This is a genomic window from Mesorhizobium sp. WSM1497, from assembly GCF_001672455.2.
In the GTDB taxonomy this organism is placed as follows: domain Bacteria; phylum Pseudomonadota; class Alphaproteobacteria; order Rhizobiales; family Rhizobiaceae; genus Mesorhizobium; species Mesorhizobium ciceri.
In genome coordinates this window covers 6571803-6594002 of sequence record NZ_CP021070.1, presented here as the reverse complement: position 1 = coordinate 6594002, position 22200 = coordinate 6571803, and the positions used below count along the sequence as shown (strand labels likewise).

Genomic DNA, 22200 nt, shown 5'->3' with positions numbered 1-22200 from the left:
GCCGGCGAGGTCGGTGACAATACCGGGCTCGCTGGTGAACGAAAAGGGGCCCTGCGTTGCGCAGGACCCCCTGACCTTTGTAACCGGGATTACTTCAGTTCGTCGGCCTTGATGTAGCCGGAGTCGACGACCAGCGCCTGGTAGTTCGACTTGTCGACTTCATGAGGCGTCAACAGGATCGAGGGAACGACCTTGACGTCGTTGTTGTAGGTCTTTTCATCGAGTCCGTCCGGCTTGCCGCCCGAGAGCACCTTGTCGACGAGCTCGACGGTGGCCTTGGCCAGTTCGCGGGTGTCCTTGAACACGGTCGAGTACTGCTCGCCCGAGATGATCAGCTTGACCGAAGCGGTCTCGGCGTCCTGACCGGTCACGATTGGCCAAGGCTGAGCCTCGGTGCCGTAGCCGACGGCGCGCAGCGAGGCGGTGATGCCGCGCGACAGGCCGTCATAGGGCGAAAGAACGCCATCGACGCGGCTGCCATCCGAATAGTTGGCCGACAGCAGATTGTCCATGCGTGCCTGGGCGGTGGCGGCGAGCCAACGCAGCGTGCCGACCTTGTCCATGCCGGTCTGGCCGGACTTGATCTTGATCGAGCCGTCGTCGATCAGCGGCTGCAGGACGGAGATGGCGCCATTGTAGAAGAAGAAGGCGTTGTTGTCGTCGGGCGAGCCGCCGAACAGTTCGACGTTCCACGGCTTGGTGTTCGGGAAGCGTTCCTTGAGGCCCTTGACCAGCGAATTCGCCTGGATCACGCCGACGCCGAAATTGTCGAAGGTGGTGTAGTAGTCGACATTGGCGGTCTTCTTGATCAGGCGGTCATAGGCGACGACGACGACGCCCGCGTCAGCGGCCTTCTGCAGAGCATCCGACAGGGTGGTGCCGTCGATCGAAGCGATGATCAGCGCCTTCGGGCCTTTGGTGATTTCGTTTTCCAGCTGGCTGAGCTGGTTGGGGATGTCGTCCTGCGCGTATTGCAGGTCGACGGTGTAGCCGAGAGCCTCGAGCTGGGACTTGACGGCATCGCCGTCATTGATCCAGCGCTGCGAGGTCTTGGTCGGCATCAGCACGCCGACGAGACCCTTGTCGGCTGCGTGCGCCGAGTAGGTCATGGCAGCGATGCCAAGGGCCGCGACGGCGGCCAGTGTCTTGATGATTTTCACTTTAACTCTCCCTGTTTGATGGACGCGGCACCCCGGGGGTCGCGGGCCGCGCAATCGTGCAGAAGCGCCAAGGCACCGCTGCCGTCATATCGATCTCCGGTATCCTCCCATGGCCCCGAGACGCTGATTCAATCGATACGATTTTTCTCGTCGGCGACCGTCACGTCTTGGAACGCGCGGAGGGTGTGGGTCTTTGCCATAACTGTCAAATGCGATCTTTGATGGTTGCTATATCATGGTTGGTATATGTATTGCGACGTGACGGGCTGACCCCGATGTCGGTCGTACACGAGCAGAAGGCAGGGAAAGCGATGGCGCGGCCAGCGAATCCGACAACAGCTTCAGATGGTTACAGAGAAGCACCGGGCGATGGCGAAACCCTGCTGCGCAGCGGTCTCAGTCTGCGTCACATGCGCATGATCGTCGCGCTCGACGACCATGGCCGGGTCAGCGCGGCAGCCCAGGTTCTGAACATTTCGCAGCCGGCGGCCTCGCGCATGATCGCGGAGATGGAGGCGGTGCTGGAGGTCAAGCTGTGCGAGAGGCTGCCGCGCGGCATCACCTTGACGCCATACGGCAAGGCTTTGGCCAGGCGCGCGCGCTCGATCCTGCTGGAGATGCGCGAGGTCGACCGCGAGATTTCCGAGCTCAAGGCGGGCAAGGGTGGTTCGGTTTTCCTGGGTGCCGTGACCGCGCCGGCAATCGAGCTGGCGGTGCCGGCAATTCGTGAAATCCGCCGCATCTATCCGCGCATCGAGATCACCATGCAGGTCGAGACCTCCAATGTGCTGGCACGCGAGCTGATCGCCACGCGCCATGACTTCATCATCGCGCGCATCCCGGACGACCTCAATCCGCGGCTGTTCGAGTCGCGCGTCATCGGCGTCGAGAAAGCCTGCCTGATCGTGCGCCGTGGCCACCCGCTCACCAGGGGCAGCGTGGTGCGGCTGGAAGACACCGCCGCCTATGACTGGGTCTTTCAGTCTGGCGGCTCGCCCTTGCGCCAGGCGATGGAGAGCAACTTCCTCAACCGCAACATCGCTTTGCCGGACCGTATCCTGAACACCAGTTCGCTGCTCCTGACCCTGGTCATGGTCGCGCAATCCGATGCCATCGCACCGGTCTCTGTCCAGGTGGCGAAATTCATCCAGAACCCTGACGGGCTGGCCGGCGCCATCGACGTCGTCCAGACCGAATTCGACATCGAGGTCAGGCCCTACAGCCTGATCACGGTAAGGAATCGCGCGCTGTCGCCGGCCGCCAAGATGCTGCACGACTTCATTCTGAGGGAAGTGGGATGATGGCTGGATCAGGTAAGCTTCTCCGGCGAAAGCGCCGCCAGGCCGAGGCCAGCGAAAGCGCACTGGGAACATTATTTCCCGCCGATGCGTTCATGATCTTGCAAGGGACGATCTCTTCTGGAGGCTGAACATGCGCAGCTTCGAAATCATCGACCTGCTTTGCGTGATCGAGGCCTGCAAGCACGATCGATCGGTCGGCAATTTCGTGTCCATGGCTGAAGGCGTGGAAGAATTGCGGGTGTTGACCGGCGATTTCGTTTCATCGGATGACGCGGCGGCAAACGCCCTCGCAACGGTGGCGCTGGCGAGAGGCTGCTCGGTTGTGTTCGACGAACAGGCAGGCGCTGAAATGGTTCTGACGCCTTAGACTGGAGCGGGTAGCGGGAATCGAACCCGCGCGTTCAGCTTGGGAAGCTGACAAGCTACCATTACATCATACCCGCGTGCGCCCTCGTTAGCATGAGGGTTGGCCTTCGGGCAATCGCAAAGCGGTCCGTTTCGGCACGACGCCGTCGTGCTGCGGATCACGGCGCGCCTGCGGCCGTGAATTGCCGGTTTGCCTTCGCGATCTTATCGCTGGTGGCGAAACTTGGCCAGTGTTTCGAGATGGCCAGCGTCGCGCCGGCGGAAGAGAAGTGGCCATAGTCGAAGTAGAGAAATTCATTGGTCTTGGCGTCGGCGTATGAACAACCGGCCGAGTCGCACAGATACGTCAGCGGATCTATGAAATCAGCCCCTTTGGTGAACGGCAGAACCCGTGCGTTGATGCCCGGATCCATAGCCATAGGCCAGGATGTGGTTGCGGCATGCTCCCGCTTCACCAAGAAAGCGATCTTCTGGACGTCGGCGATGAATTCCGGAGACTGGCCGACGGTATAGACCTTGACCCCCATCTCGCGAAGCCGGTCGATCGTCTTCTGCAGGCCGTCGAAGCCCCTGGCCTGGTAGTCGGTCCATCGGCCGCTCAGGATCACCGCCTGGATGTTTGCGTCGCGAATGATCGACAAGGCCCGTTCGTTGAAGCGGGTGCAGGCGGGCCGAGCATAGGAAAAATAGGTCAGGTCGGGCGGACAGCCGGCATAGGTGTATTGGATGACATTGGCCTGGATTTTCTGGGCGTTGGGCTCAAGTCCCGATACATAATGGGCAGCGAAAGAATCGCCCCACAGCAGCACATCGGTGGCAAAGCCCGTTGTACGGGTGCAGTCGGCGAGATTCCAGTCTTCGATGCGGGTCCCGTTTTCGTTGAAGCAGATGCCGTTGCGCCAGTCGCCGACCCGGATACGTTCGGTCGAGAAGTCCGGGAACCGTTGCGGGAAACCGTTGCCCAGTGCACCGGCCAAACCACCGGCGCACAGCAGCGCGATGGCCGTCGCCGAAAAAGCGAAGATAGGCAGCGGTGCGGTATAGGCTCGTTTCTGGCGGAAGGGCTGCTCGATATATTTCCAGGAGAATGCCGCCAGGGCGAAACTGGCCACCGTCATCGCGACAATCGTTGGCACACCGACGGTCTTCAGCGAGAGATAATGGACGAACGAGTTGATTGGCCAGTGGACGAGGTAAAGCGAATAGGAAATGAGGCCGACCCAGACCAGCGGCGCCAACCGAAGCACGCGAGTGGCGACAGGTGCCGGCCTGTCGGCGTTATCCTGGCCAGCATAGATCAGCAGTGCTGTTCCGATGCAGGGGAATAGGGCATTGTAGCCGGGAAACGGATCGCTGTCCGAAATCATCACAAAGCCAAACGCAATCAGGGCAAAGCCGGCGAGGCCGATCAGTTCCACCGCCAGCCGACCGGCTGGGACCGGAGGCTTCCGCAACATCAGCATGGCGCCCAGCGCCAGCTCCCATATGCGCGTCGGCAAGAGATAGAAGCCTGCCGTCGGTGCCAGCGAGGTTGCTATGACTGCCAGGGCAAAGCTGCCGACGGCCATCGGCAGAAGTACCGTCAGCCAGCGCTTCGAGACGTATCGGTGGATCAGATAAAGCAGGATCGGCGCGTAGATATAATACTGCTCTTCCACCGAAAGCGACCATGTGTGCAGGAGCGGCCGCAGTTCTGCGTCGATGGAGAAATAGTTCGTCGTTCTCCAGAAATAGATATTCGACCAGAAGGTCGCGGCGGCGATCACGCTAAGGCTGAATTCGTGGAGATCCGAAGGCAGAAGGATGAACCAGGCGGCAATGCTGCGCGAGCAGGATGACGAAGGTCAGCGCCGGCAGGATGCGCCGGGCGCGGCGCCAGTAGAAGCGGCCGATCGAGAACTGGCCCCGCTCAAGATCATCGAGCAGGCTGCCGCTGATCAGATAGCCCGATATGACGAAGAAGATGTCGACACCGGTGAAGCCGCCAGGAATGGCGGACACGCCGAAATGGAAGAGCACGACGGGCAGCACCGCAACGGCCCGCAGGCCGTCGATGTCGCGCCGGTAGTTCATCCGGCCGGCTCGCGCGCGACCACCATGATCCGTGCGGCCGCACCCGACACGCTCATGCGGCGATGCCTTCGGTCGTGCTGAAAATCCCGGCTCGTCGGTCTCACAGGCTTACCCTCAGGCAGCAATTTGCTGCGCTGCAACATGGGTGTCAAGGCATATATTGGCTGTCGCGAAATCCGCCAGGAACGCACAGGATCAGGCGCTGGGCAGATAGATTACCGCGTAATCGTCCGAGTAGGCCCGTTTCCAGCCCAACTGGTCGAAGAAGGGAATCCGGCTGTCGTCGGCCGACAGCAGCGCCCAATCTATTGCGTATTTCTTCAGGCGGGCTTCGAGGAGCGGCTTGCCGTCTCCGCGTCCGGTGTCGTTGTCGCTCTTTGTGAAGCCGCCCAGGAACAGCTGGTCCGTCCGTCCGTCGATATAGGTCTTGAACCCATGGAAAATCAGCGTGCCGCCGAAATTGTAGGAATTCAACACATTGCCGGACAGATGATGGCTTTGCGCGAAGGCCAGCGCCCCGCTGGCCGATGTCTTCGGGCTCGGCGCGACCTGATAGGCGCTGCCGAGCACGGCGACCCCGCCGATCAGCAGAACGGCTGCCGTGCCGCAGATGGCGTAGAACCGCCTGGCGAAGAATCTCTCCAGCCCGTCGCGCTTTTCGGCCAGCCATGCGGTGGCTGAAAGCGAGGGATATTGCTGTGCGACCTCGGCCGCCATCACCAGCGGAATCAGCAGGAAGAACAGATACATGAAGCGCACATGGGCGAGATAGACATGCAAGGTGAAGACGACGAACAACGCCTTGGCCCAGCCAATTCGCAACCGGGACACCAGAAGCCCGAAAAGTCCGAGCAGCATCGCCGCTTCCTGGACAGGACTGTCCGGCTGACTGAACGGTTTCCATTCCATGATCAGCGACACCGCCTCATTGCCGTAGGCCACGGCGAGCGTCGCGAGGATGGCCTGGACGCCGTAGGGGTGGATCAGGCTCACCAGCGGGCAAAGCAGGCCGAACGCGATCCACTTCGCCAGCAGGGACGGTTTCGACAGGCCCGTGCGCGCCAGCAGATCGAGACCGGCGAAAGCCGCGATGACGAAGCTCAAGGTGAAGGTGGCGTGCAGGTTCGCCCATAATACGACCAGCACAAGCAGCCACCAGGGCGGCGCCCGTTCTTCCCTTGCCGCACCGAAGAGGACCGCTGTCCAGATGACGATGATCGGGAAGGTGAAGACATGCGGACGCGCCGTGAAGATCGGGTTGATCAGGAACACCGCCGCGAACGCCAGTGTAATCGCCAGGATCGGTTTCAGCCATGCGCTGAGAAACCACCCCATCAGGAAAACCGTCAGGGAGATCGAGGCGATGATCGCGGTGACGACCCCGTTCCAGCCGCCCGCCCGGTAGGCAAGAGCCAGCAGGACCTGCCCCAGCCATTCCTTGGCAATCCAGGGCTGGCCTGCAAACGTGTAGGAATAGGGATCGACGGCCGGAAATGTCCGGTTAGTCAGGAAATCCAGACCGACCTTCACTTGCCACCAGCTGTCGGGATCCTGCAGGGTGGCGCCTGCCTGGGCACCCAACGCACCCGCCATCGCCAAGGCCGCGAGCAGGCAGAAGATCAGCCTGCTCCGCTCGTTGTATGTCGCGGCCGCCGCACTGGCCTGAGCGTCGTTCATGCTGCGCCGCCTCTAATCGGTTCCGGTGACAGTTGGGTGTTCAAGGTGTTGGATTGGCGGGCTGCCGCCGAGGCTTGTCGGCCACCCGAACTGTGCGGTCGGTGCTGTCGTCCCCACGCCCCACAAACACGAAGCGAGCCGAGCCAAGATAGAAAACAACCGAATAGACGCAGATTCCCGCGAGGTGGACCAGCGGGTTTTCGACGATGCCTGCTGAACGGGCGGCGATTACGACGGCCAGATTGATGCTGTAGGCGACCAGAAAGACACCCCCATAGCGCAGCGCGGTCCCGGGCTTGAAGCCATCGGCTCTGCTGAAGGTCCATTGGCGGTTGAGGAAGAAGCCGAGGACAAGGCCGGCGGCATAGCCCGTGGCGTTGGCAAGGATGTCGCCCAGACCCAGCGCAAGCCCGGCCAGAATGACCGCGTATCCCAGCGCCGTGTTCAACAGACCGACGGCGCCAAATCGCAGCATCCTCGGGAAGTCAAACGGCAGGCTTGACCACATGCGCAAAATATTGGGCTCCGACAGGTACCTTGGTGAGGAAGCGCTCGAACGGCCTCAGTCTCGCAAGCATCCGAGGAAAGAAAATCCGGTAGACGATCCTCGTATTGGCAAGGCCCGCCTCGGCCATGCGCCCGCGCATCTCGCGCGAATTTATCAAAACCGCGTTTTCGTCGAAGGCACAGTTCCTCACCGCGTGCGTGGTCAGCGGGTTCCAAGGATTGTGTTCGAAGACGAAGAAGCTGCCGCCATAGGCCAGCACCCTGCCGATCTCGGCGAACAGTCCGATCTGCAGGTTCTCGGGGATATGGTGGAAGACGCAGGCCGCGAAGGCCAGGTCGAAGCTGCCGTCGGCAAAGGGAATTGTCTTGCCGTCGAAATGCGTGAAGGCGGCCTGGCCGGGAAAGCGCTTGCTGGCGATGTCGAGCGATTCCCGCGAAGGATCGAGCAAGGTGATCTCCGCGTCGGGAAACGCGTTGCGCATATGGCCGAGCGAATTGCCGACGCCGGCGCCGAAATCCAGTATTCGTCGCGGTTTGACACCGGCCCGCCGCAGCGTCGCGGCGACGTCGTCGATCTTGTACCTGGCGAAGAAATCCGGGTTTTCGCCGCTCAGCCTTATGCTTGCGGCATGCTGCTCCTGATATTCCCGCGCAAACTGGTCGAATTCCGCCTCAAGCACGTGCGGCCCTCTTTGCCATCTCCTGCAGGCGATGGACCGGCAATTCGCCGTCCTTCACCGCCTGGCTGCGCGAAACGATCTCGTTGACGAAGTAGAGCGGCCGCCGCTTTGTCTCCATGTACATGCGCCCGAGATACTCGCCGAAGATTCCAAGCACCATAAGCTGGACGCTGCCGAGGATCAGCACGATCGCGGCGAGGCTGGTCCAGCCGGGCAACACGTTTCCGACCGACCATTCGAGCAGCGTGTAGCCGAGCACGACCAGCCCCAGAAGCCCGAACATCATTCCGAGCAGCGAGGCGAACCGCAAGGGCACGATGGAGAAGCTGGTCATGGCGTCGACCGCCAGAAGAAGCATTTTCTTCAGCGGATAGTGGGTGGTGCCGGCAAAGCGGCGGTGCCGCTCATAGGGGAAAGCCACCTGTCTCAGCCCGATCCAGCTCACCATGCCGCGAATGAACCTGTAACGTTCTGGCATCGCGTTCAGATGGTCGAGCGCGCGCCGGTTCATCAGTCGGAAATCACCGGTATTCGGGGCTATGTCGACGTCGACCATCCGGCGCAGCAAGCGATAGAACATGGATGCGGAGGCGAGCTTGAACCAGCTTTCGCCATCGCGCGTCAGCCTCTGGCCGTAGACCACATCGAAGCCTTCGTTCATCTTCGTCATCATCGCGCCGAGCAGTTCAGGCGGATCCTGCAGGTCGGCATCGAGAATGAGAATGCGCTGGCCGCGACAGAATTCGAGCCCGGCGCTCAACGCGATCTGGTGGCCGTAATTGCGGGCAAGGTCGATGGCGACGATATGGTCGTCCTTTTCAGCCAGCTGCAGAATGGCCTCGCGCGTACCGTCGGTCGCGCCATCGACGACAAGGACGATCTCGTAGGAAGGGCCTTGCCCAAGGCATGCGGCCGTTACCCGCCGATGCAGTTCGGCCACGCCATCAAGCTCATTGTAGCATGGGATGACCACCGACAGCATGACGCCGCGTCGCGCGGTGTTTCTCTCCGTCTCCACCAAAGCCTTGCTCCCGCTATCCGATTGGGAATAGCGGCAATTGGTTAGAAAACAGATAAGCCAGCGGGATCGGCCGCAACCGTGGGCCGGCCATCATTTCTGCCGCACGCGGCCACCGCCCGAACCGGCAACTCCATGCGGATGCGGGCGCCTTGCCAGGAGCCGGCCAATATCCGGATGGAGCCATCGTGCAGCAGTGCGATCTGCCGGGCAAGGTTCAATCCCAGGCCCGCGCCGCGCGATTGCGGCCGCAGTCGGTAGAAGGGCTCGAAAACGTTCTCGTGCTCATCGGCTGGAATGCCTGGGCCTTCGTCACGGATTTCGACGCCGCCGTTTTCATCGATCGCTATGGTGATCGTGCCGGAACCGCCGCCATGATCGATGGCATTGCGCACGAGATTTGCCAGCGCCCGCTCGATCTGCAGCACGTTGATCTCGACATGGACCTTGTTGGCTGGCGGCTCGAAGGCAAGATCGTAGCCTGCTTCGATGGCGAGCGGGGCGAAGTCGGCGGCGACCCGGCCGACAAGATCGCAGAGGTCGATGATCTGGCGCTGGTCCGCCGGGCGGTCGAGCAGCTGGTGGTCGAGCAGCTGTTGCGCAAGATGCGACAGGCGCTCGATGTCATGCAGCAGGCGCGCGCTTTGCGGTTCCTGCTTCAGCAATTCGGCGCGCGTGCGCAGGATGGCGATCGGCGTGCGCAGTTCATGCGCCGCGTCGGTGAGGAAGCGGTTGTGCCGGTCATAGCCCTGGGCGAGGCGCGCCAGCGTCTGGTTGAAGGCATGCACCAGCGGCGCGATCTCCTGCGGCACATTCTTGACCGGCAGTTGCATCGCACGGGTGCCGATGTCGATGCGCGCGGCCTGCTGGACGGTGTCGACGAGGCCGGCAAACGACCGGCGCACGACGGCTGGCGTCGTCACCAGGGTCGTGGCTCCCATGACGAGGACGATCGGCAGCAGCAGGATAACGATGATGGCCGCGAGAGCGGGAAGCGCCTTCTCCCAGTTCCTGCTGCCGTCCGGGTTCTTGGCGACGTCGATGGTGGCCGAAATGGTGACTTCGAGGCCGTCGGTCTCTTCCCGCGACGATCGCGTCGCGGCAATGATCTGAACCGTGCCAGCCTTGGTCGAAACTTTTTCGAGGTAGGCCTCCGGCCTCAAATCATCTTCGGAAAATCCGATGGTGGCGTGATCGGCCTGGCCCAGCAGATCGCCAAAATTCCTGGTGTAGACGTCGGGTATGCTGCCGAAGCGGATGCTCTGGCCGTTGTTGTCGCGGATGATGTACCAGACATTTGGGAAACCCTCACGAAACGAACGCAACCCATCGGTCTCATGGACGATCAATTTGCCGTTGCCGTCACGATCGACGGCATCCTTGAGGGCGGCGACGGCAGCCTCGTTGTCGACAAGAAGCCGTGGATCGGCGATCCACAGCGCGGCCGCGCACAGCACGATGAAGACAAGAAGCGTCGCAGCCTGCAACAGGATCATCCGCCGCACCAGCACCCATTGCAGCGATCGCGTGCGCGGCTTCTTCACGAGGCGGCCCGCAAGAGATAACCGAGGTTGCGGATCGCCCTGATCTCGATGCCGGCAGCGACGTCGTCGAGCTTGCGACGCAGCCGCGAAATGTGCGCATCCAATGCATTGGAGCCGATCTCGTCGTCGAGAGCATAGACGGCTTCTTCCAGCGCCCCGCGCATGATCGTCCGCCCCGGCCTGCGGATGAGCGTTTCGAGCACCAGCCGCTCGCGCCGCGGCAGTTCCAGCGCCTGGTCCTCGACAAGCGCCTCGCGATGGCGGAAGTCATAGGTGAGGCGGCCGACCATCACCTGATTGGCACGCGTGGTGAACGAACGCCGGTGCAAGGCATTGAGCCTGGCGACCAGTTCCACCGTGGCGAACGGTTTGACCATGTAGTCGTCGGCGCCGGCGTCGAGCCCCGCCACGCGATCGTCGAGCCCGCTGAGCGCCGTCAACGCGATCACCGGCACGTCCAGATGCAAGGCCCGCAGGCGCGGGATCAGGCTGAGGCCATCGCCATCCGGCAGCCGGCGGTCCAGCACCACCGCGTCATGGTGGCCGAGCCGCGCCACCGCTTCGGCATCCGCCAGTGTCGCGGCATGGTCGACGATGATGTCCTGGCGCTCGAGCGCGGTCTTCAGCACCGAGGCCATTTCCGGCTCGTCCTCGATCAGCAGGATGCGCATGCGCACTCTCCGTCACAGGCAGCCGGCACGCTGTGGCAATTCATTCGCATTCCAGCTTCGGTTGACGAAAATTGGTGATGAACCATCGGCCGCCCGAGGCGCGGGCATAGAACGTATAGAAGCATTCCTGGCGCTCGATATAGCCAGGCGTTTCGGTTTCTTCGTAGACGGTTCCGTGTTTTGTGTGGCGAACTTCGCCGCTGGAGCTTCCGGAAACCGCATTGGTGGATATTTTCCGCCATTGATAGGCCCGCTCGCCCCGGCCGACATCAACGACGGCGGTCGGCGGCCCGTAGTCCAGAATGACCGATTCGACCGGTTGCCCGATGTAGTTCTTCATGATGTCGGAGGCGCATCCCGTCAGCGCCAGCACGATGGCGACGAAGAACGCCTTGGAGATCCACACCAGATGGTTTGCGCTGCGTTTGGACATATCCGATTCCCGTCATCAAGGTCATCCGCGGCACCGAATGCATGTCGCCCAAAAGTGGTCCCGGTTTTGGGACAACGACATGCACAAAACAAAACCTGAAGCGGGCCGCATGATCCGTTTCGATGCGACGCGCTTTAGGACGTGAAGATTGCATCGGCATTACGCATGACCTGGCACACAAATTTGGTCTGCCGACACGCGTCGATGACGGTGCGGATGGAGGCAAAGCAATTGCGCGGCCCCGTTGCATCCGGGCGCCGCGCAAGGTCGTTCAAGCAAAATACAAAACAGGTTCGACGGAACCCATGGCCTGCTTAGAACCGGTAGTTGATGCCGGCCTTCAGTTCATGGCTGCCGATCGTCGCCTTGGATTTGCCCAGGGCGGACGTCGTTTCGACGCCTGGGGTGCGCACATAGTCATATTCGACCTTGGCCGAGAGGCCGCCGGCAAAACCCTGCTCGATGCCGCCGCCGACCAGATAGCCGAGTTTCCATCCGTCGATATCGTTCACCTTGTCGCCCTTGTCGAATTTGGTCATGGCGACGCCGCCGGTTCCAAACAGCAGCGTCTGGTCGAAGCTCAAGCCGGCCTTGGCCTTGGCGGCACCGCGCCATTTTTCCTTGATCTTGCCGCCCCGGACGTCGTGCTCGGCGCCGCCCAGATAGGAGCCCTCGATCTCGGCACCGAGAACCGCTGGACCCATCTGCTGGTTGTAGCCGGCCTGAACGCCGCCGCTGAGACCATTCCTGCCGGCAAACGGGTTCGGCATCCCGGTGAACGCCGTGCCGCCATGCACGCCGACATAGGCGCCGCTCCACTGGAACGCGGGGGTGTAGGCGGACGAAAGGTCGGCGGCCATCGCCGGCCCCAGGAGGTACATGGCAAGGGCACTTGCCGTCAGGATGATCTTTGCTTGAGAGAACACTGCATTACTCCAACACACGCGCGCATCCGGCAATCGATGCGCAGGTTTCCCGAAGAACTCGACCGTTGAGGCGGTCGGGCTCCGATTTGGTATCTTTCAGGGATGGTTGCGCGGTCCTGGGACTGGCTTTCGCCAGTTGTGGTAGGGGGTCAGATCGCCCGCGCGGCCAATCGCCTGAAAGACGCCGACCGTCTCGCAGGCGAAAATTGCACGCACATTGCGGGAAATCGAAAAATGAAGGTTTTTCGCTTTGTTTTCAATAAATTAAAGCGATGTTGTTTACGCAAATTTAACAGTCTGGCGCGGGTTTAGTCCGTTTGGCAGCACAAGCCTGCCATGCAATCGCGCGGTGCAGGCCGTTGGCATCCCGCAAAACTCCCGGCTTGAAGCGGACAAGCCAAGTGCGTATGTCTGGCCGACGCCCTCGAGCCTGGGTGCCTCAATCGGGAGACGAGCCTTGTCCGCACTGACGCGCTTTCTTGGCGACTCGCCGCTCAAGGTGATCCTGAAACTGCTGGTGGTGTCTTTCCTCGTCGGCCTGGTCATGAATGCCTTCGGCTGGTCGCCGATGGATGTGCTCTACGGCATCCGGAAGTTCTTCATGGACCTGTGGAATCTCGGCTTTCATGCCATCGACCGTTTCCTCGGCTATATCCTGCTGGGCGCGGCTATCGTCGTGCCGGCCTTCATCCTGCTCAGGCTCGCCAATTACCGGAAGTAGAGCATGATCCCGAACCGCAGGTCCGCGTCAGCGAACCTTGGCACCGGTTTTTGGACAAGATCGTACTATCGGGCGTGGCCCGCGGCGACCTCGAACAGGATGGCGTGGCGCGCGGCAAGAGCGGGCACATCGGTGGAATAGCCACCGCCGATGACGCCGCAGACCGGAACGCCCTGCGCGCGAAAATGGCTGATGACCATGTCGTCACGGGCGCGCAGGCCGTCATCCGACAGCGACAGCCTGCCAAGCCGGTCATCTGCATGGACGTCGACGCCGGCATTGTAGAACACGATGTCCCAATGCGCCTGTGCGGACAGCTCCGGCAGGATGGCGGCGAGCCTCTCGAGATAGGCAGCGTCACCCGTGCCATCGGGCAGCGCGACATCGAGGTCGGAGGCGATCTTGCGCACGGGGTAGTTGCGGTCGCCATGCATGGAAAAGGTGAACACGCGCGGGTCATCGGCGAGAATATCCGCCGTGCCGTCGCCCTGGTGCACGTCGAGATCGACGACCAGGATGTTTCGTGCCGCGCCTTCGGCCAGCAGCACCAATGCGGCGACGGCGACATCGTTGAAGGTGCAGAAGCCCGCGCCTTGCGCGCGCCGCGCATGGTGGCTGCCGCCGGCAGTGTTGCAGGCGATACCGTGGCGCAAGGCCAGCCGCGCCGCCAGCACCGTGCCGCCGGTGGCAAGCTGCGCGCGCAGCGAGACGCGGGGGCCGATTGGAAAACCGATCTCGCGTTCGATCTTTTCGGGCACGCGGCAGTTGACGACCTGGTCGACATAGTCCGCCGCATGGGCAAGCTCCAGCCATGAAGCCGGCGCCGGTTCGGCGGTGCTGAGCGCCTCGGGGCCGGCGAGGCCGCGTGTCCGCAGCGCCTCCATCAGCAGGGGATATTTGCTCATCGGAAAGCGATGGTTGACGGCGAAGCCGGCGTCGTAGTCGGGATGATGGACGATCTGCAGAGGCATGAACTCGTATCCGGCTGGCTCACGCCAGACCGGGATTTCGGTTGGCCGTCAAGGGATAGGTGATTGCGCGGTGGCCGGAAAATGGGGCACATCGACGGTTCCATCAAGCCGCAAGCAGCAAGGCAGCAATCCTTGGACAAAGGTGCAACCCCAGCCGACGCCGGATCCCCGATCCTCTCGGGATCGCCGATTCACTCCGGATCATTTGTCGTCACCAACCGCTCCGTGCTCGCCATCGCGGTGCCGATGACGCTAGCCTATCTGACGACGCCGATGCTCGGCCTGGTCGACACGGCTGTCGTCGGCCAGTTCGGCGATGCCGCCTTGCTCGGCGGCCTGGCTGCCGGCGCACTGATCTTCGACGTCGTCTTCACCTCTTTCAATTTCCTGCGCTCGGGCACCACCGGCCTTGTCGCACAGGCATTTGGGCGTGGCGATGCCCTGGAGGAACAGGCGGTGTTCTGGCGAGCCGTGCTGATCGCGGTTATCGCCGGCATCGTGCTCGCTGCCCTTGCGCCGCTGGTCGCCATCGCCGGGCAAAAATTCATGGGCGCCGAACCGCGCGTCAGCGAGGCGATGGGCGTCTACATCAGGATCAGGCTGCTTGCAGCCCCTTTTTCGCTGATCAACTACGCCATCCTCGGCTACGTGCTGGGGCGCGGCGAGGGCGGGCTTGGACTGGTGCTGCAATTGGTGCTGAACGGCATCAACATCGCGCTGTGCTTCCTGCTTGGGCTGGAACTTGGCTGGGGCGTCGCCGGCGTTGCCTGGGCGACCGTCACCGGTGAGTTCCTGGCCATGCTGCTCGGCCTGGCCATCGTGATCCGCCGGTTTCGCGCGGCCCCGTCCTTGCCGCGCCATCGCCTGCTCGACATGACCGCCTTCCTGCGCATGCTGTCGCTCAACCGCGACATCATGATCCGTTCGTTCTCGCTGCTCGCCGCCTTTGCATTGTTCACCCGCCAGGGCGCGCAGTTCGGCACGGTGACGCTGGCCGCCAACGCCGTGCTGATGAATTTCTTCCTCGTCGCCGGCTATTTCCTCGATGGCTTTGCCACCGCCGCCGAACAGCTGGCGGGCCGTGCCGTCGGCGCACGTGCCGCCGCACCGTTCCGCCAGGCCGTGCGGCTGACGCTGTTCTGGGGTTTCGGGCTGGCGGGAGCCGCGACGCTGGTAATGCTGTCTGGTGGCGCCAATCTGGTCGCTCTCGTGACGACATCGGAGGAAGTCCGTTCGGTGGCCGACATCTACCTGCCATGGGCGGCATTCACGGCGCTGAGCGGTGTGCTGGCGTTCCAGATGGATGGCGTCTTCATCGGTGCGACCTGGTCCCGCGACATGCGCAACATGATGCTGCTGTCGTTCCTGGTTTTCGCGGCCGCGCTGCTGACCCTTGCGCCCGCCTTCGGCAACAATGGACTGTGGGCGGCGCTGCACGTCTTCCTGCTGGTGCGAGGCTTCAGCCTGCTGACGATCCTGCGGCTCAAGGTGCGGACGGCGTTTTAGACGGTGTCCCCCGGAAGGCCCTGCGCCGTCCAGGACACTGAGCGCAGCTTCGCGATAGGAATTTTTTCTTGACTCGGTGACCTCAGCTATGGTAGATTTTTGCCCATGGTGCTGATTTGCGCCAATGACCCGCCGCGCTGGCGGGTTTTTTTTTGATGCGCCGTTGGCCAACGCTCGGCGAAACCTCCGAAGGAGCCCGTCGACCCGAGTTCGTTGCACCATCTGCGAGCGGGCCGTCAGCCGCGACCTGCGCTCCTGAGAGCAGTTCAGAGTTGCCTGGACGCCCAGAAGTCGAGGCGGCTGTCGCGCAACTCGCAAATCGACTTCAGCCGTTCTTTTTCGACGAAACGGGCCATTCCGGAAAGAATACGGCCTGGCAGCGAAGGCCCGGCATAGATCATGCCGGTGTAGAGCTGCACCAGATCGGCACCCGCACGGATCTTGTCCAGCGCCGTATCGGCGGAATCGACGCCGCCGACGCCGACGATGGCAAGCTCCGGCCCGAGCAGTTTCCGCATCTTCGCCAGCACGATGGTCGAACGCTCGAACAGCGGCTTGCCGGAGAGCCCCCCGCTCTCGCGTGCGGTGTCGCCGCTGCGCAGTGGCGGTCGGGAGATGGTGGTGTTGGAGACGATGACGCCGTCCACCCGCTTTTCCGTGACTTCGGCGGCGATGTCCTCCAGCTCTGCCTCGACCAGATCCGGCGCGATCTTCAGGAACACCGGCGGCTGGGCGCTTGCCGCGGCGCGCGCGGCCATGACCCGCGACAAGAGCTCGCCAAGCTGCTCACGCGCCTGCATGTTGCGCAGGCCCGGCGTGTTGGGCGAGGAGATGTTGACGGTCAGATAGCTGGCGTATTGCGCAAACCGGGCGACGCCGCGCTCATAGTCGCCGATGCGGTCGCTGCTGTCCTTGTTGGCGCCGATGTTGACGCCGACGATGCCGCCACGCCCCTTGCGCGCGGCAAGGCGCTTTTCGGCCGCTGCATGGCCTTCATTGTTGAAGCCCAATCGGTTGATCACCGCATCGTCGGCCGTCAGCCGGAAAATGCGCGGCTTCGGATTGCCGGCCTGCGCCAGCGGCGTGATCGTGCCGACCTCGGCAAAGCCGAAGCCCAGGCCAAGCAGCGCGTCGGGCACTTCGGCGTTCTTGTCATAGCCGGCCGCCATGCCGAGCGGATTGGGGAAATCGAGGCCGCAGATGCTGACCGTCAGCCTGTGGTCGCGGATCGCTGGTGCACCAACCGGAACGCCGCATCGCAAGGCCGCGATCGACAGGCCATGCGCGGTTTCCGGATCGAAGGCGAACAGCAGCTTCTGGCCGAGCCGGTCGAGCACGCTCATTGCCCCTCCAGTGCCGGGAACTGGTGCACACCATCGGAGCCAAGCGGCAGTGGCTGGACCCACAGCACAGCCTTGAGGCCGAGCGGACCATAAAGATGCGGAAACAGCGCACCACCGCGCGAGACCTCGTATCTCAGCGCAGCACCCAGGCTGGCGCCGTCGATGGCGACCAGCAGAAGGTCGGTCTGGCCGGAAAAGTGCTTTGCCGCCGTTTCCTTGACCTGCGCCGCCGTGGAGAAGTGGATGAAGCCGTCTGCGACATCAATCGGCGCGCCGGTGAAGCGGCCATGCGTTTCGGCCTCGCGCCAAAGCGCCTGCGGGGTTATCTTGTAGATAATCTGAGACATGGTTGCGCTATAGAGCAGTTCCAGGAAAAGTGTGAAACGGTTTTCCCGGGAAAAGCGCATAGCGCTTTCCCTTGGGAATTGCTTCAAAAGATTCCGAACCAGCCATTCGGGAAAGGCCACGCCAAGGGTCTTCCCCATTTCCGGCGCAAACATGCGATATCTGAGGCCTTTGCCATGGAGGACAACATGCGTCTGCAGCACATCTTGATCCCCGCCGCGCTCGTTTCGCTGGTCGCGGCTTCAGCTTATTCGGAAGAAACCGACCGCTACCGGCTGGAAAAGTCGGCCACCGGCTATATCCGCATGGACACCCAGACCGGCGCCATGTCGATCTGCGACGAACGCTCCGGCCAGCTCGTCTGCAAGATGGCGGCCGACGAACGCGCCGCTTTCCAGGACGAGGTCGACCGCTTGCAGACCTCGATGAAGGCGATGGACGAGCGCGTCACCAAGCTCGAGAATTCGCTCTCCGCCCGCCTCGAATCGAAACTGCCGAGCGAAGAGGATTTCAACAAGACGATGGGCTACATGGAGCGCTTCCTGCGCGGCTTCATGGGCATCGTCAGGGATATGGACAAGGACAACGGCGCCCAGCCAAATTCGCAGAAGACCTGAGCGTTTCAACCACGGGAGGCGGCGCACTGGCTTTGCCGCTTGAAAACAGCGCGCAGCCGCTCATAATCGTCCAGTTGAACCCGAAAAGCCAAAAATCATCGGGGATTCGGGGAGGGACATTTGCCGGCAGGCTATTCTTTCGTCATCGCCGACGATCACCCGCTGTTTCGCGGTGCGCTGCGCGAAGCGCTCGCCGGCATCGGCAATGTCGCCGCCATCCATGAAGCCGGCGATTTCGAGAGCGCCAAGGCGCTGGTCGTTGCCAACGAGGACGTCGACCTGGTGCTGCTCGACCTGTCGATGCCGGGCGCCAGCGGCCTGTCCGGCCTGATCTCGCTGCGTGGCATCCATCCGGCGGTGCCGCTGGTCGTGGTGTCGGCGCATGACGATCCGGCGACCATCAGGCGGGCGCTCGACCTCGGCGCTTCCGGCTTCATCTCCAAATCGGCCAGCATGGAAGAAATCCGCAGCGCCGTGCAATCGGTGCTTGCCGGCGATATTGCAGCACCCGTCGGCGTCGATCTCGGCACCGAGCGCGACCCTGAAATATCCGACCTGATCAAGCGGCTGCAGGCGTTGACGCCGCAGCAGACCCGGGTGCTCGGCATGCTGGCCGAGGGCCTGCTCAACAAGCAGATCGCCTATGAACTCGGCGTCTCCGAGGCCACCATCAAGGCGCATGTCTCCGCCATCCTGCAGAAGCTCGGCGTCGACAGCCGCACCCAGGCGGTGATCCTGCTGTCCAAAATCGGCAGCGACCCGCTGCAGCCGGCGGGTTAGACCGCTATTCCGCCGCCGGCGCCAGCGGCCTGACCCTGGCCATCATCGAGCGCAGTACCGCTGGTTTGAGCGGTTTGTTGATCACCGCAATCTCGAGCCCGCCGGCGGCCGTGCGCACCTCGTTGGAGCGGTCGGCGGTGACCAGCACGGCCGGCAGGGTGTCGCCATGGATCGCACGCAGCCTGACGACGAGTTCGAGGCCGGTTTCGCCGTCGAGATGGTAGTCGGCAAGGACGATGTCCGGGCGGTGTATCTTCGCGGTCTCCAGATCCTTTGAACCGGACGCGGTGTCGACGTTGCAACCCCAGCCTTCGAGCAGGAGCCGCATGCCTTCGAGGATGCGGGCGTCGTTGTCGATGCACAGCACGTGCAGACCGGCCAGCGAGGCCGTCGCGCGGGCGGGAGCCCTGGCTTCGATCTCGCGTCGTGCCTGCACGGCCGCGACGGGCAGGATAACGGAGAATCGCGTGCCCTTGCCCGGACTGGAAAAGATGCGGATCTCCAGGCGCAACACCCGGGCGATGCGGTCGACGATGGAGAGGCCGAGACCGAGGCCCTCGGCCTCGCGCGCGCCCTCGTCGAGCCGGGTGAACTCGCGAAAGACGGTGTTCAGCTTGTCGCCGGCGATGCCGATGCCGGTGTCGATCACCTGGATCTCGGCCAATTCGCCGCGCCGCCTGACGCCAACCAGGACTCGGCCGTGGCGCGTGTATTTGATGGCGTTGGAGACGAGATTCTGGATCAGGCGGCGCAGCAAATTGCGGTCCGTCGTCACCGTCAACGATGACGGCATGATGGTCAGCTCGAGCTTCTTTTCGGCGGCCAGCGGCCGGAAGTCGTTGCCGATCTGGCGCAGCAATCCGTCGAGGTTGAAGGCGGTGTCATCCGGCTTCATCGCGCCGGCATCGAGGCGGGAGATGTCGAGCACGGCGCCGAGAATGGTCTCGACGGATTCCAGCGAGGATTCGATGTTCACGGCCGCCTTGCCGGCAGGCCCCTTGCCGGCCTTCTCGATCAGCGAGGAGCAATAGAGCCGGGCGGCGTTCAGCGGCTGCAGGATGTCGTGGCCGGCGGCGGCGAGGAAGCGCGTCTTGCCGAGATTGGCCTCCTCGGCCAGCATCTGTGCCTGCGCCAGTTCCTCATTGACCCGGGTCAGCTCGATGGTGCGCGTCTTGACGCGCTGCTCCAGCGATTCATTGGCACGCTTCAGTGCCAGGTCCTGCTCGACGCGCCCGGAAATGTCGGCATAGGTGGCGACGATGCCGCCGTCCGGCATCGGGTTGGAACGCAGTTCCAGGATGCGGCCCGAGGTTTTCAGCTCCATCTGCCACGGGCTGACGAAGCTGGTCAGCCGGTTGAGCATGGCCACACGCTGATCGGCGGGAATGTCGCCGCGCTCGGCGAGATGGCGCAGGATGCGGTCGAGCGAGACGCCGACCTGGCCCATCTCGTCGGGCAGGTCGAACAGCGCCCGGTACTGGCGGTTCCAGCAGATCAGGCGGAAATCGCGATCGAAGACGGTGATGCCCTGTTCCATCTGGTCGAGGGCGATCTGCAAGAGGTCGCGGTTGTGCTGCAGCGCCTCGGTGGCGTCGTCGAGCAAGCGGAAGGCATCTCGGGATTCGCGGTCGTGGCGCCGAAACAGCAGCGACAGGATCAGCCGTGCCGAGGAGGAGCCGACGGCGCTGGCCAGCAGCTGCTCGGAAAAGCGGATGACGTCCATGCTCGCCTGTTCGTTGCCGTGCAGCGAGGTTCCGTTGGTCTTTTCGAACGACTGGAAAGAGCGCTCGGTGCGCTCGACGCCGAGATAGCGCCCGATCGTGTCCTTCAGGTCGTTGACGGTGATGGCGGTGCGGAAACGGCGCAGGCTGGGCATCGGGCCGGCATCGCGCGGCACGAAGATCGACGCCTGGATGCGTTCCAGCGGCACCGACGCGCGCGACAGCGAGCCAAGCACGAAAAACACCGCATTGATCGACAGGCTCCACAACACGCCGTGGTTCAGCGGTTCGGCGACGGTGCCGAACAGGGCCTGCGGCCGCAGCGCCTCGAAGCCGAACAGCCCGTGCACGATGATTCCGGTATCGGCCGCGGCAAGCGACGGCAGGAGCAGTGTGTAGCCCCAGACGAGGATGCCGGCGACCATGCCGAGTGCCGCACCCCGGCCGTTGGCGCCGCGCCAGATCAGCCCGCCGATCAGGGCGGGGGCGAACTGGGCGATGGCCGCGAACGACATCAAGCCGATCGACGACAGGCGCGCGCTGTTGGTGCTCTCGCGGTAGTAGAGGAAGGCGATGAACAACAGGATGAAGATCGCCCCGCGCCGCACATTGAGGATCAGCGTCGACCAATCCTCGGTCTCGGAGGTCGAGGTCTTGAGCAGGCGGCGCACGAACAGCGGAATGACGAGATCGTTGGAGATCATGATCGACAGCGCCACGCTTTCGACGATCACCATCGCCGTCGCCGCCGACAGGCCGCCGATGAAAGCCGCCATCGCCAGCACATCATGGCCGCTGAACAGGGGCAGCGACAGCACATAGAGATCGCTGCTGGTTCCGGTGCCGACCAGCGACAGGCCGGCGAAGGCGATCGGCAGCACGAACAGGTTGATCGCCACGAGGTAGAGCGGGAACACCCATGTCGCGGTGCGCAGTTCGGCCTCGCCGCGGTTTTCGACGATGGTGACGTAGAACTGCCGCGGCAGCATGATGATGGCAAAGCCGCTGAGGCACGTCAGCACCAGCCAGGTGGCGAGCGAGGTGTTGTAGCTCATCGCCTGCCGGACCTGCGCGTTCTCGGCGAGCTTGTCGAACATGTCGCCCGGGCCGCCGAAGATCAGGAAGGTGACCATCAGGCCGATCGCCAGGAAGGCGGCGAGCTTGACGACGGTTTCGACCGCCACCGCCAGCACCAGCCCGTCCTGGTGTTCGGTGGCGTCGGCGTGACGGGTTCCAAACAGCACCGCGAACAGCGCCAACAGCATGGCGACGACCAGCGAGATGTCGCTGACGAAGGGATCGAACGAAGGCGGCGATCCCGTATAGTGCTCGACCATCAGGCTGACCGAACCGGATATCGCCTTCAACTGCAGCGCGATATAGGGCACCGCGCCGATGGTGGCGATCAGCGTGGCGATCGCCGCGACGGTGAAACTCTTGCCGTAGCGTGCGCCGAGGAAATCCGCGATCGAGGTGATCTTCTCGGTCTTGGCCAGCCGCACGATACGGTTGAGCAGCGGGAAGCCGAAGACGAAGACGAGCACCGGGCCCGTATAGATGCCGAGGAATTCGAGGCCGCGTTCGGAAGAGAGACCGACCGAGCCGAAGAAAGTCCAGGATGTGCAGTAGATCGCGAGGCTGAGCGCATAGATGAAAGGCCGCCCCCGGCTCGGCTCGGAGATGGCCGAGCGGCGGTCGCCGAGGCTGGCGATGGCAAACAGCAGCGTCACATAGGCGACCGCGATGATGACGATGAACAAGCCCTGCACGCTTGGACTTTCCTCCTCTGCCGTCTTTCTATCCGGCTTGCCCGGACGCAACCACAGCTTGGCGTCCGAGT

General features: G+C 63.0%; 21 protein-coding genes and 1 tRNA gene. 6 read left to right on the top strand and 16 right to left on the bottom strand.

Annotation, left to right across the window (positions count from 1 at the left end; all coding sequences use genetic code 11):
• Nucleotides 1-89: 89 nt before the first annotated feature.
• Nucleotides 90-1160 carry a multiple monosaccharide ABC transporter substrate-binding protein gene (gene chvE / locus A9K65_RS32065; protein ID WP_027161715.1) on the bottom strand — a complete coding sequence of 357 codons (1071 nt, stop codon included), beginning with the start codon at nucleotides 1158-1160 and terminating at the stop codon, nucleotides 90-92.
• Nucleotides 1161-1471: 311 nt separating this feature from the next.
• Here chvE and A9K65_RS32060 point away from each other — a divergent pair, with 311 nt between their 5' ends.
• A complete protein-coding gene (locus A9K65_RS32060) occupies nucleotides 1472-2461 on the top strand; it encodes a LysR family transcriptional regulator (RefSeq protein WP_027161714.1) in 990 nt (329 codons plus the stop codon).
• A 130-nt stretch (nucleotides 2462-2591) separates the two neighbouring features.
• The gene (locus A9K65_RS32055; RefSeq protein WP_024503153.1) at nucleotides 2592-2828 is read left to right on the top strand and encodes a hypothetical protein; all 237 of its coding nucleotides are present in this window, start codon (nucleotides 2592-2594) and stop codon (nucleotides 2826-2828) included.
• A gap of 2 nt (nucleotides 2829-2830) precedes the next feature.
• On the opposite strand, the gene A9K65_RS32050 is transcribed toward A9K65_RS32055, so the two are convergent.
• The 11 genes from A9K65_RS32050 to A9K65_RS32005 form a co-directional block, all read right to left on the bottom strand.
• Nucleotides 2831-2904, bottom strand: a tRNA-Gly gene (locus A9K65_RS32050).
• A gap of 81 nt (nucleotides 2905-2985) precedes the next feature.
• Nucleotides 2986-4593: an acyltransferase family protein gene (locus A9K65_RS32045; RefSeq protein ID WP_245321952.1), complete on the bottom strand. Its 1608-nt coding sequence runs from the start codon at nucleotides 4591-4593 to the stop codon at nucleotides 2986-2988.
• Nucleotide 4594: 1 nt separating this feature from the next.
• Nucleotides 4595-4900 (bottom strand): acyltransferase, encoded by a 306-nt coding sequence (locus A9K65_RS36285; RefSeq protein ID WP_245321950.1) that lies wholly within the window; start codon nucleotides 4898-4900, stop codon nucleotides 4595-4597.
• Between the two features lie 195 nt (nucleotides 4901-5095).
• Nucleotides 5096-6577: a hypothetical protein gene (locus A9K65_RS32040; protein WP_064995694.1), complete on the bottom strand. Its 1482-nt coding sequence runs from the start codon at nucleotides 6575-6577 to the stop codon at nucleotides 5096-5098.
• 40 nt (nucleotides 6578-6617) lie between these two features.
• Entirely contained in the window at nucleotides 6618-7052 is a 435-nt protein-coding gene (locus A9K65_RS32035) for a GtrA family protein (RefSeq protein ID WP_245458386.1), read from the bottom strand.
• Between the two features lie 10 nt (nucleotides 7053-7062).
• A complete protein-coding gene (locus A9K65_RS32030; RefSeq protein WP_063170022.1) occupies nucleotides 7063-7764 on the bottom strand; it encodes a class I SAM-dependent methyltransferase in 702 nt (233 codons plus the stop codon).
• Nucleotides 7757-8746 carry a glycosyltransferase family 2 protein gene (locus A9K65_RS32025; RefSeq protein ID WP_198327678.1) on the bottom strand — a complete coding sequence of 330 codons (990 nt, stop codon included), beginning with the start codon at nucleotides 8744-8746 and terminating at the stop codon, nucleotides 7757-7759. Before A9K65_RS32025 ends, A9K65_RS32030 begins: the two co-directional genes overlap by 8 nt.
• 80 nt (nucleotides 8747-8826) lie before the next feature.
• Nucleotides 8827-10326 carry a HAMP domain-containing sensor histidine kinase gene (locus A9K65_RS32020; RefSeq protein ID WP_064995692.1) on the bottom strand — a complete coding sequence of 500 codons (1500 nt, stop codon included), beginning with the start codon at nucleotides 10324-10326 and terminating at the stop codon, nucleotides 8827-8829.
• Complete coding sequence (locus A9K65_RS32015) at nucleotides 10323-10997, bottom strand: response regulator transcription factor (protein ID WP_013533623.1); 675 nt, start codon at nucleotides 10995-10997, stop codon at nucleotides 10323-10325. The genes A9K65_RS32020 and A9K65_RS32015 overlap by 4 nt, the downstream gene beginning before the upstream one ends.
• 40 nt (nucleotides 10998-11037) lie before the next feature.
• Nucleotides 11038-11430 carry a hypothetical protein gene (locus tag A9K65_RS32010; RefSeq protein ID WP_063171210.1) on the bottom strand — a complete coding sequence of 131 codons (393 nt, stop codon included), beginning with the start codon at nucleotides 11428-11430 and terminating at the stop codon, nucleotides 11038-11040.
• A gap of 314 nt (nucleotides 11431-11744) precedes the next feature.
• Nucleotides 11745-12356, bottom strand: coding sequence for an outer membrane protein (locus A9K65_RS32005; RefSeq protein ID WP_084016308.1), 612 nt, complete (start codon nucleotides 12354-12356; stop codon nucleotides 11745-11747).
• 457 nt (nucleotides 12357-12813) lie between these two features.
• Between A9K65_RS32005 and A9K65_RS32000 the strand changes: the two genes are divergently transcribed.
• Nucleotides 12814-13077: a DUF6460 domain-containing protein gene (locus A9K65_RS32000; protein ID WP_013533620.1), complete on the top strand. Its 264-nt coding sequence runs from the start codon at nucleotides 12814-12816 to the stop codon at nucleotides 13075-13077.
• A 65-nt stretch (nucleotides 13078-13142) separates the two neighbouring features.
• Here the strand turns inward: A9K65_RS32000 and A9K65_RS31995 are convergent, their stop codons facing one another.
• Nucleotides 13143-14048, bottom strand: a complete 906-nt coding sequence (locus A9K65_RS31995; RefSeq protein WP_064995690.1) for a histone deacetylase — start codon at nucleotides 14046-14048, stop codon at nucleotides 13143-13145.
• A 171-nt stretch (nucleotides 14049-14219) separates the two neighbouring features.
• On the opposite strand from A9K65_RS31995, the gene A9K65_RS31990 reads away from it, so the two are divergent.
• Nucleotides 14220-15554, top strand: coding sequence for an MATE family efflux transporter (locus A9K65_RS31990; RefSeq protein WP_064995780.1), 1335 nt, complete (start codon nucleotides 14220-14222; stop codon nucleotides 15552-15554).
• A 266-nt stretch (nucleotides 15555-15820) separates the two neighbouring features.
• Here A9K65_RS31990 and A9K65_RS31985 read toward each other — a convergent pair whose 3' ends face one another.
• Nucleotides 15821-16897 (bottom strand): quinone-dependent dihydroorotate dehydrogenase, encoded by a 1077-nt coding sequence (locus A9K65_RS31985; RefSeq protein WP_063170027.1) that lies wholly within the window; start codon nucleotides 16895-16897, stop codon nucleotides 15821-15823.
• A complete protein-coding gene (locus A9K65_RS31980) occupies nucleotides 16894-17244 on the bottom strand; it encodes a DUF952 domain-containing protein (protein ID WP_064995779.1) in 351 nt (116 codons plus the stop codon). Before A9K65_RS31980 ends, A9K65_RS31985 begins: the two co-directional genes overlap by 4 nt.
• A gap of 186 nt (nucleotides 17245-17430) precedes the next feature.
• Here A9K65_RS31980 and A9K65_RS31975 point away from each other — a divergent pair, with 186 nt between their 5' ends.
• A complete protein-coding gene (locus tag A9K65_RS31975) occupies nucleotides 17431-17859 on the top strand; it encodes a hypothetical protein (protein ID WP_013533615.1) in 429 nt (142 codons plus the stop codon).
• A 120-nt stretch (nucleotides 17860-17979) separates the two neighbouring features.
• Complete coding sequence (locus A9K65_RS31970) at nucleotides 17980-18639, top strand: response regulator transcription factor (RefSeq protein WP_064995689.1); 660 nt, start codon at nucleotides 17980-17982, stop codon at nucleotides 18637-18639.
• A gap of 4 nt (nucleotides 18640-18643) precedes the next feature.
• Here the strand turns inward: A9K65_RS31970 and A9K65_RS31965 are convergent, their stop codons facing one another.
• The gene (locus A9K65_RS31965) at nucleotides 18644-22129 is read right to left on the bottom strand and encodes a PAS domain-containing hybrid sensor histidine kinase/response regulator (protein ID WP_024503138.1); all 3486 of its coding nucleotides are present in this window, start codon (nucleotides 22127-22129) and stop codon (nucleotides 18644-18646) included.
• Nucleotides 22130-22200 lie beyond the last annotated feature (71 nt).

Bases quoted from the DNA above. Each gene is read 5' to 3' on its own strand.
- A9K65_RS31975 (WP_013533615.1), top strand. From the start codon at position 17,431: ATGCGTCTGCAGCACATCTTGATCCCCGCCGCGCTCGTTTCGCTGGTC.
- A9K65_RS31995 (WP_064995690.1), bottom strand. From the start codon at position 14,048: ATGCCTCTGCAGATCGTCCATCATCCCGACTACGACGCCGGCTTCGCC.
- A9K65_RS32025 (WP_198327678.1), bottom strand. From the start codon at position 8,746: ATGCTGTCGGTGGTCATCCCATGCTACAATGAGCTTGATGGCGTGGCC.
- A9K65_RS36285 (WP_245321950.1), bottom strand. From the start codon at position 4,900: ATGAACTACCGGCGCGACATCGACGGCCTGCGGGCCGTTGCGGTGCTG.
- A9K65_RS32040 (WP_064995694.1), bottom strand. From the start codon at position 6,577: ATGAACGACGCTCAGGCCAGTGCGGCGGCCGCGACATACAACGAGCGG.
- A9K65_RS32015 (WP_013533623.1), bottom strand. From the start codon at position 10,997: ATGCGCATCCTGCTGATCGAGGACGAGCCGGAAATGGCCTCGGTGCTG.
- A9K65_RS32010 (WP_063171210.1), bottom strand. From the start codon at position 11,430: ATGTCCAAACGCAGCGCAAACCATCTGGTGTGGATCTCCAAGGCGTTC.
- A9K65_RS31985 (WP_063170027.1), bottom strand. From the start codon at position 16,897: ATGAGCGTGCTCGACCGGCTCGGCCAGAAGCTGCTGTTCGCCTTCGAT.
- A9K65_RS31980 (WP_064995779.1), bottom strand. From the start codon at position 17,244: ATGTCTCAGATTATCTACAAGATAACCCCGCAGGCGCTTTGGCGCGAG.
- A9K65_RS32060 (WP_027161714.1), top strand. From the start codon at position 1,472: ATGGCGCGGCCAGCGAATCCGACAACAGCTTCAGATGGTTACAGAGAA.
- A9K65_RS32055 (WP_024503153.1), top strand. From the start codon at position 2,592: ATGCGCAGCTTCGAAATCATCGACCTGCTTTGCGTGATCGAGGCCTGC.
- A9K65_RS32035 (WP_245458386.1), bottom strand. From the start codon at position 7,052: ATGCTGCGATTTGGCGCCGTCGGTCTGTTGAACACGGCGCTGGGATAC.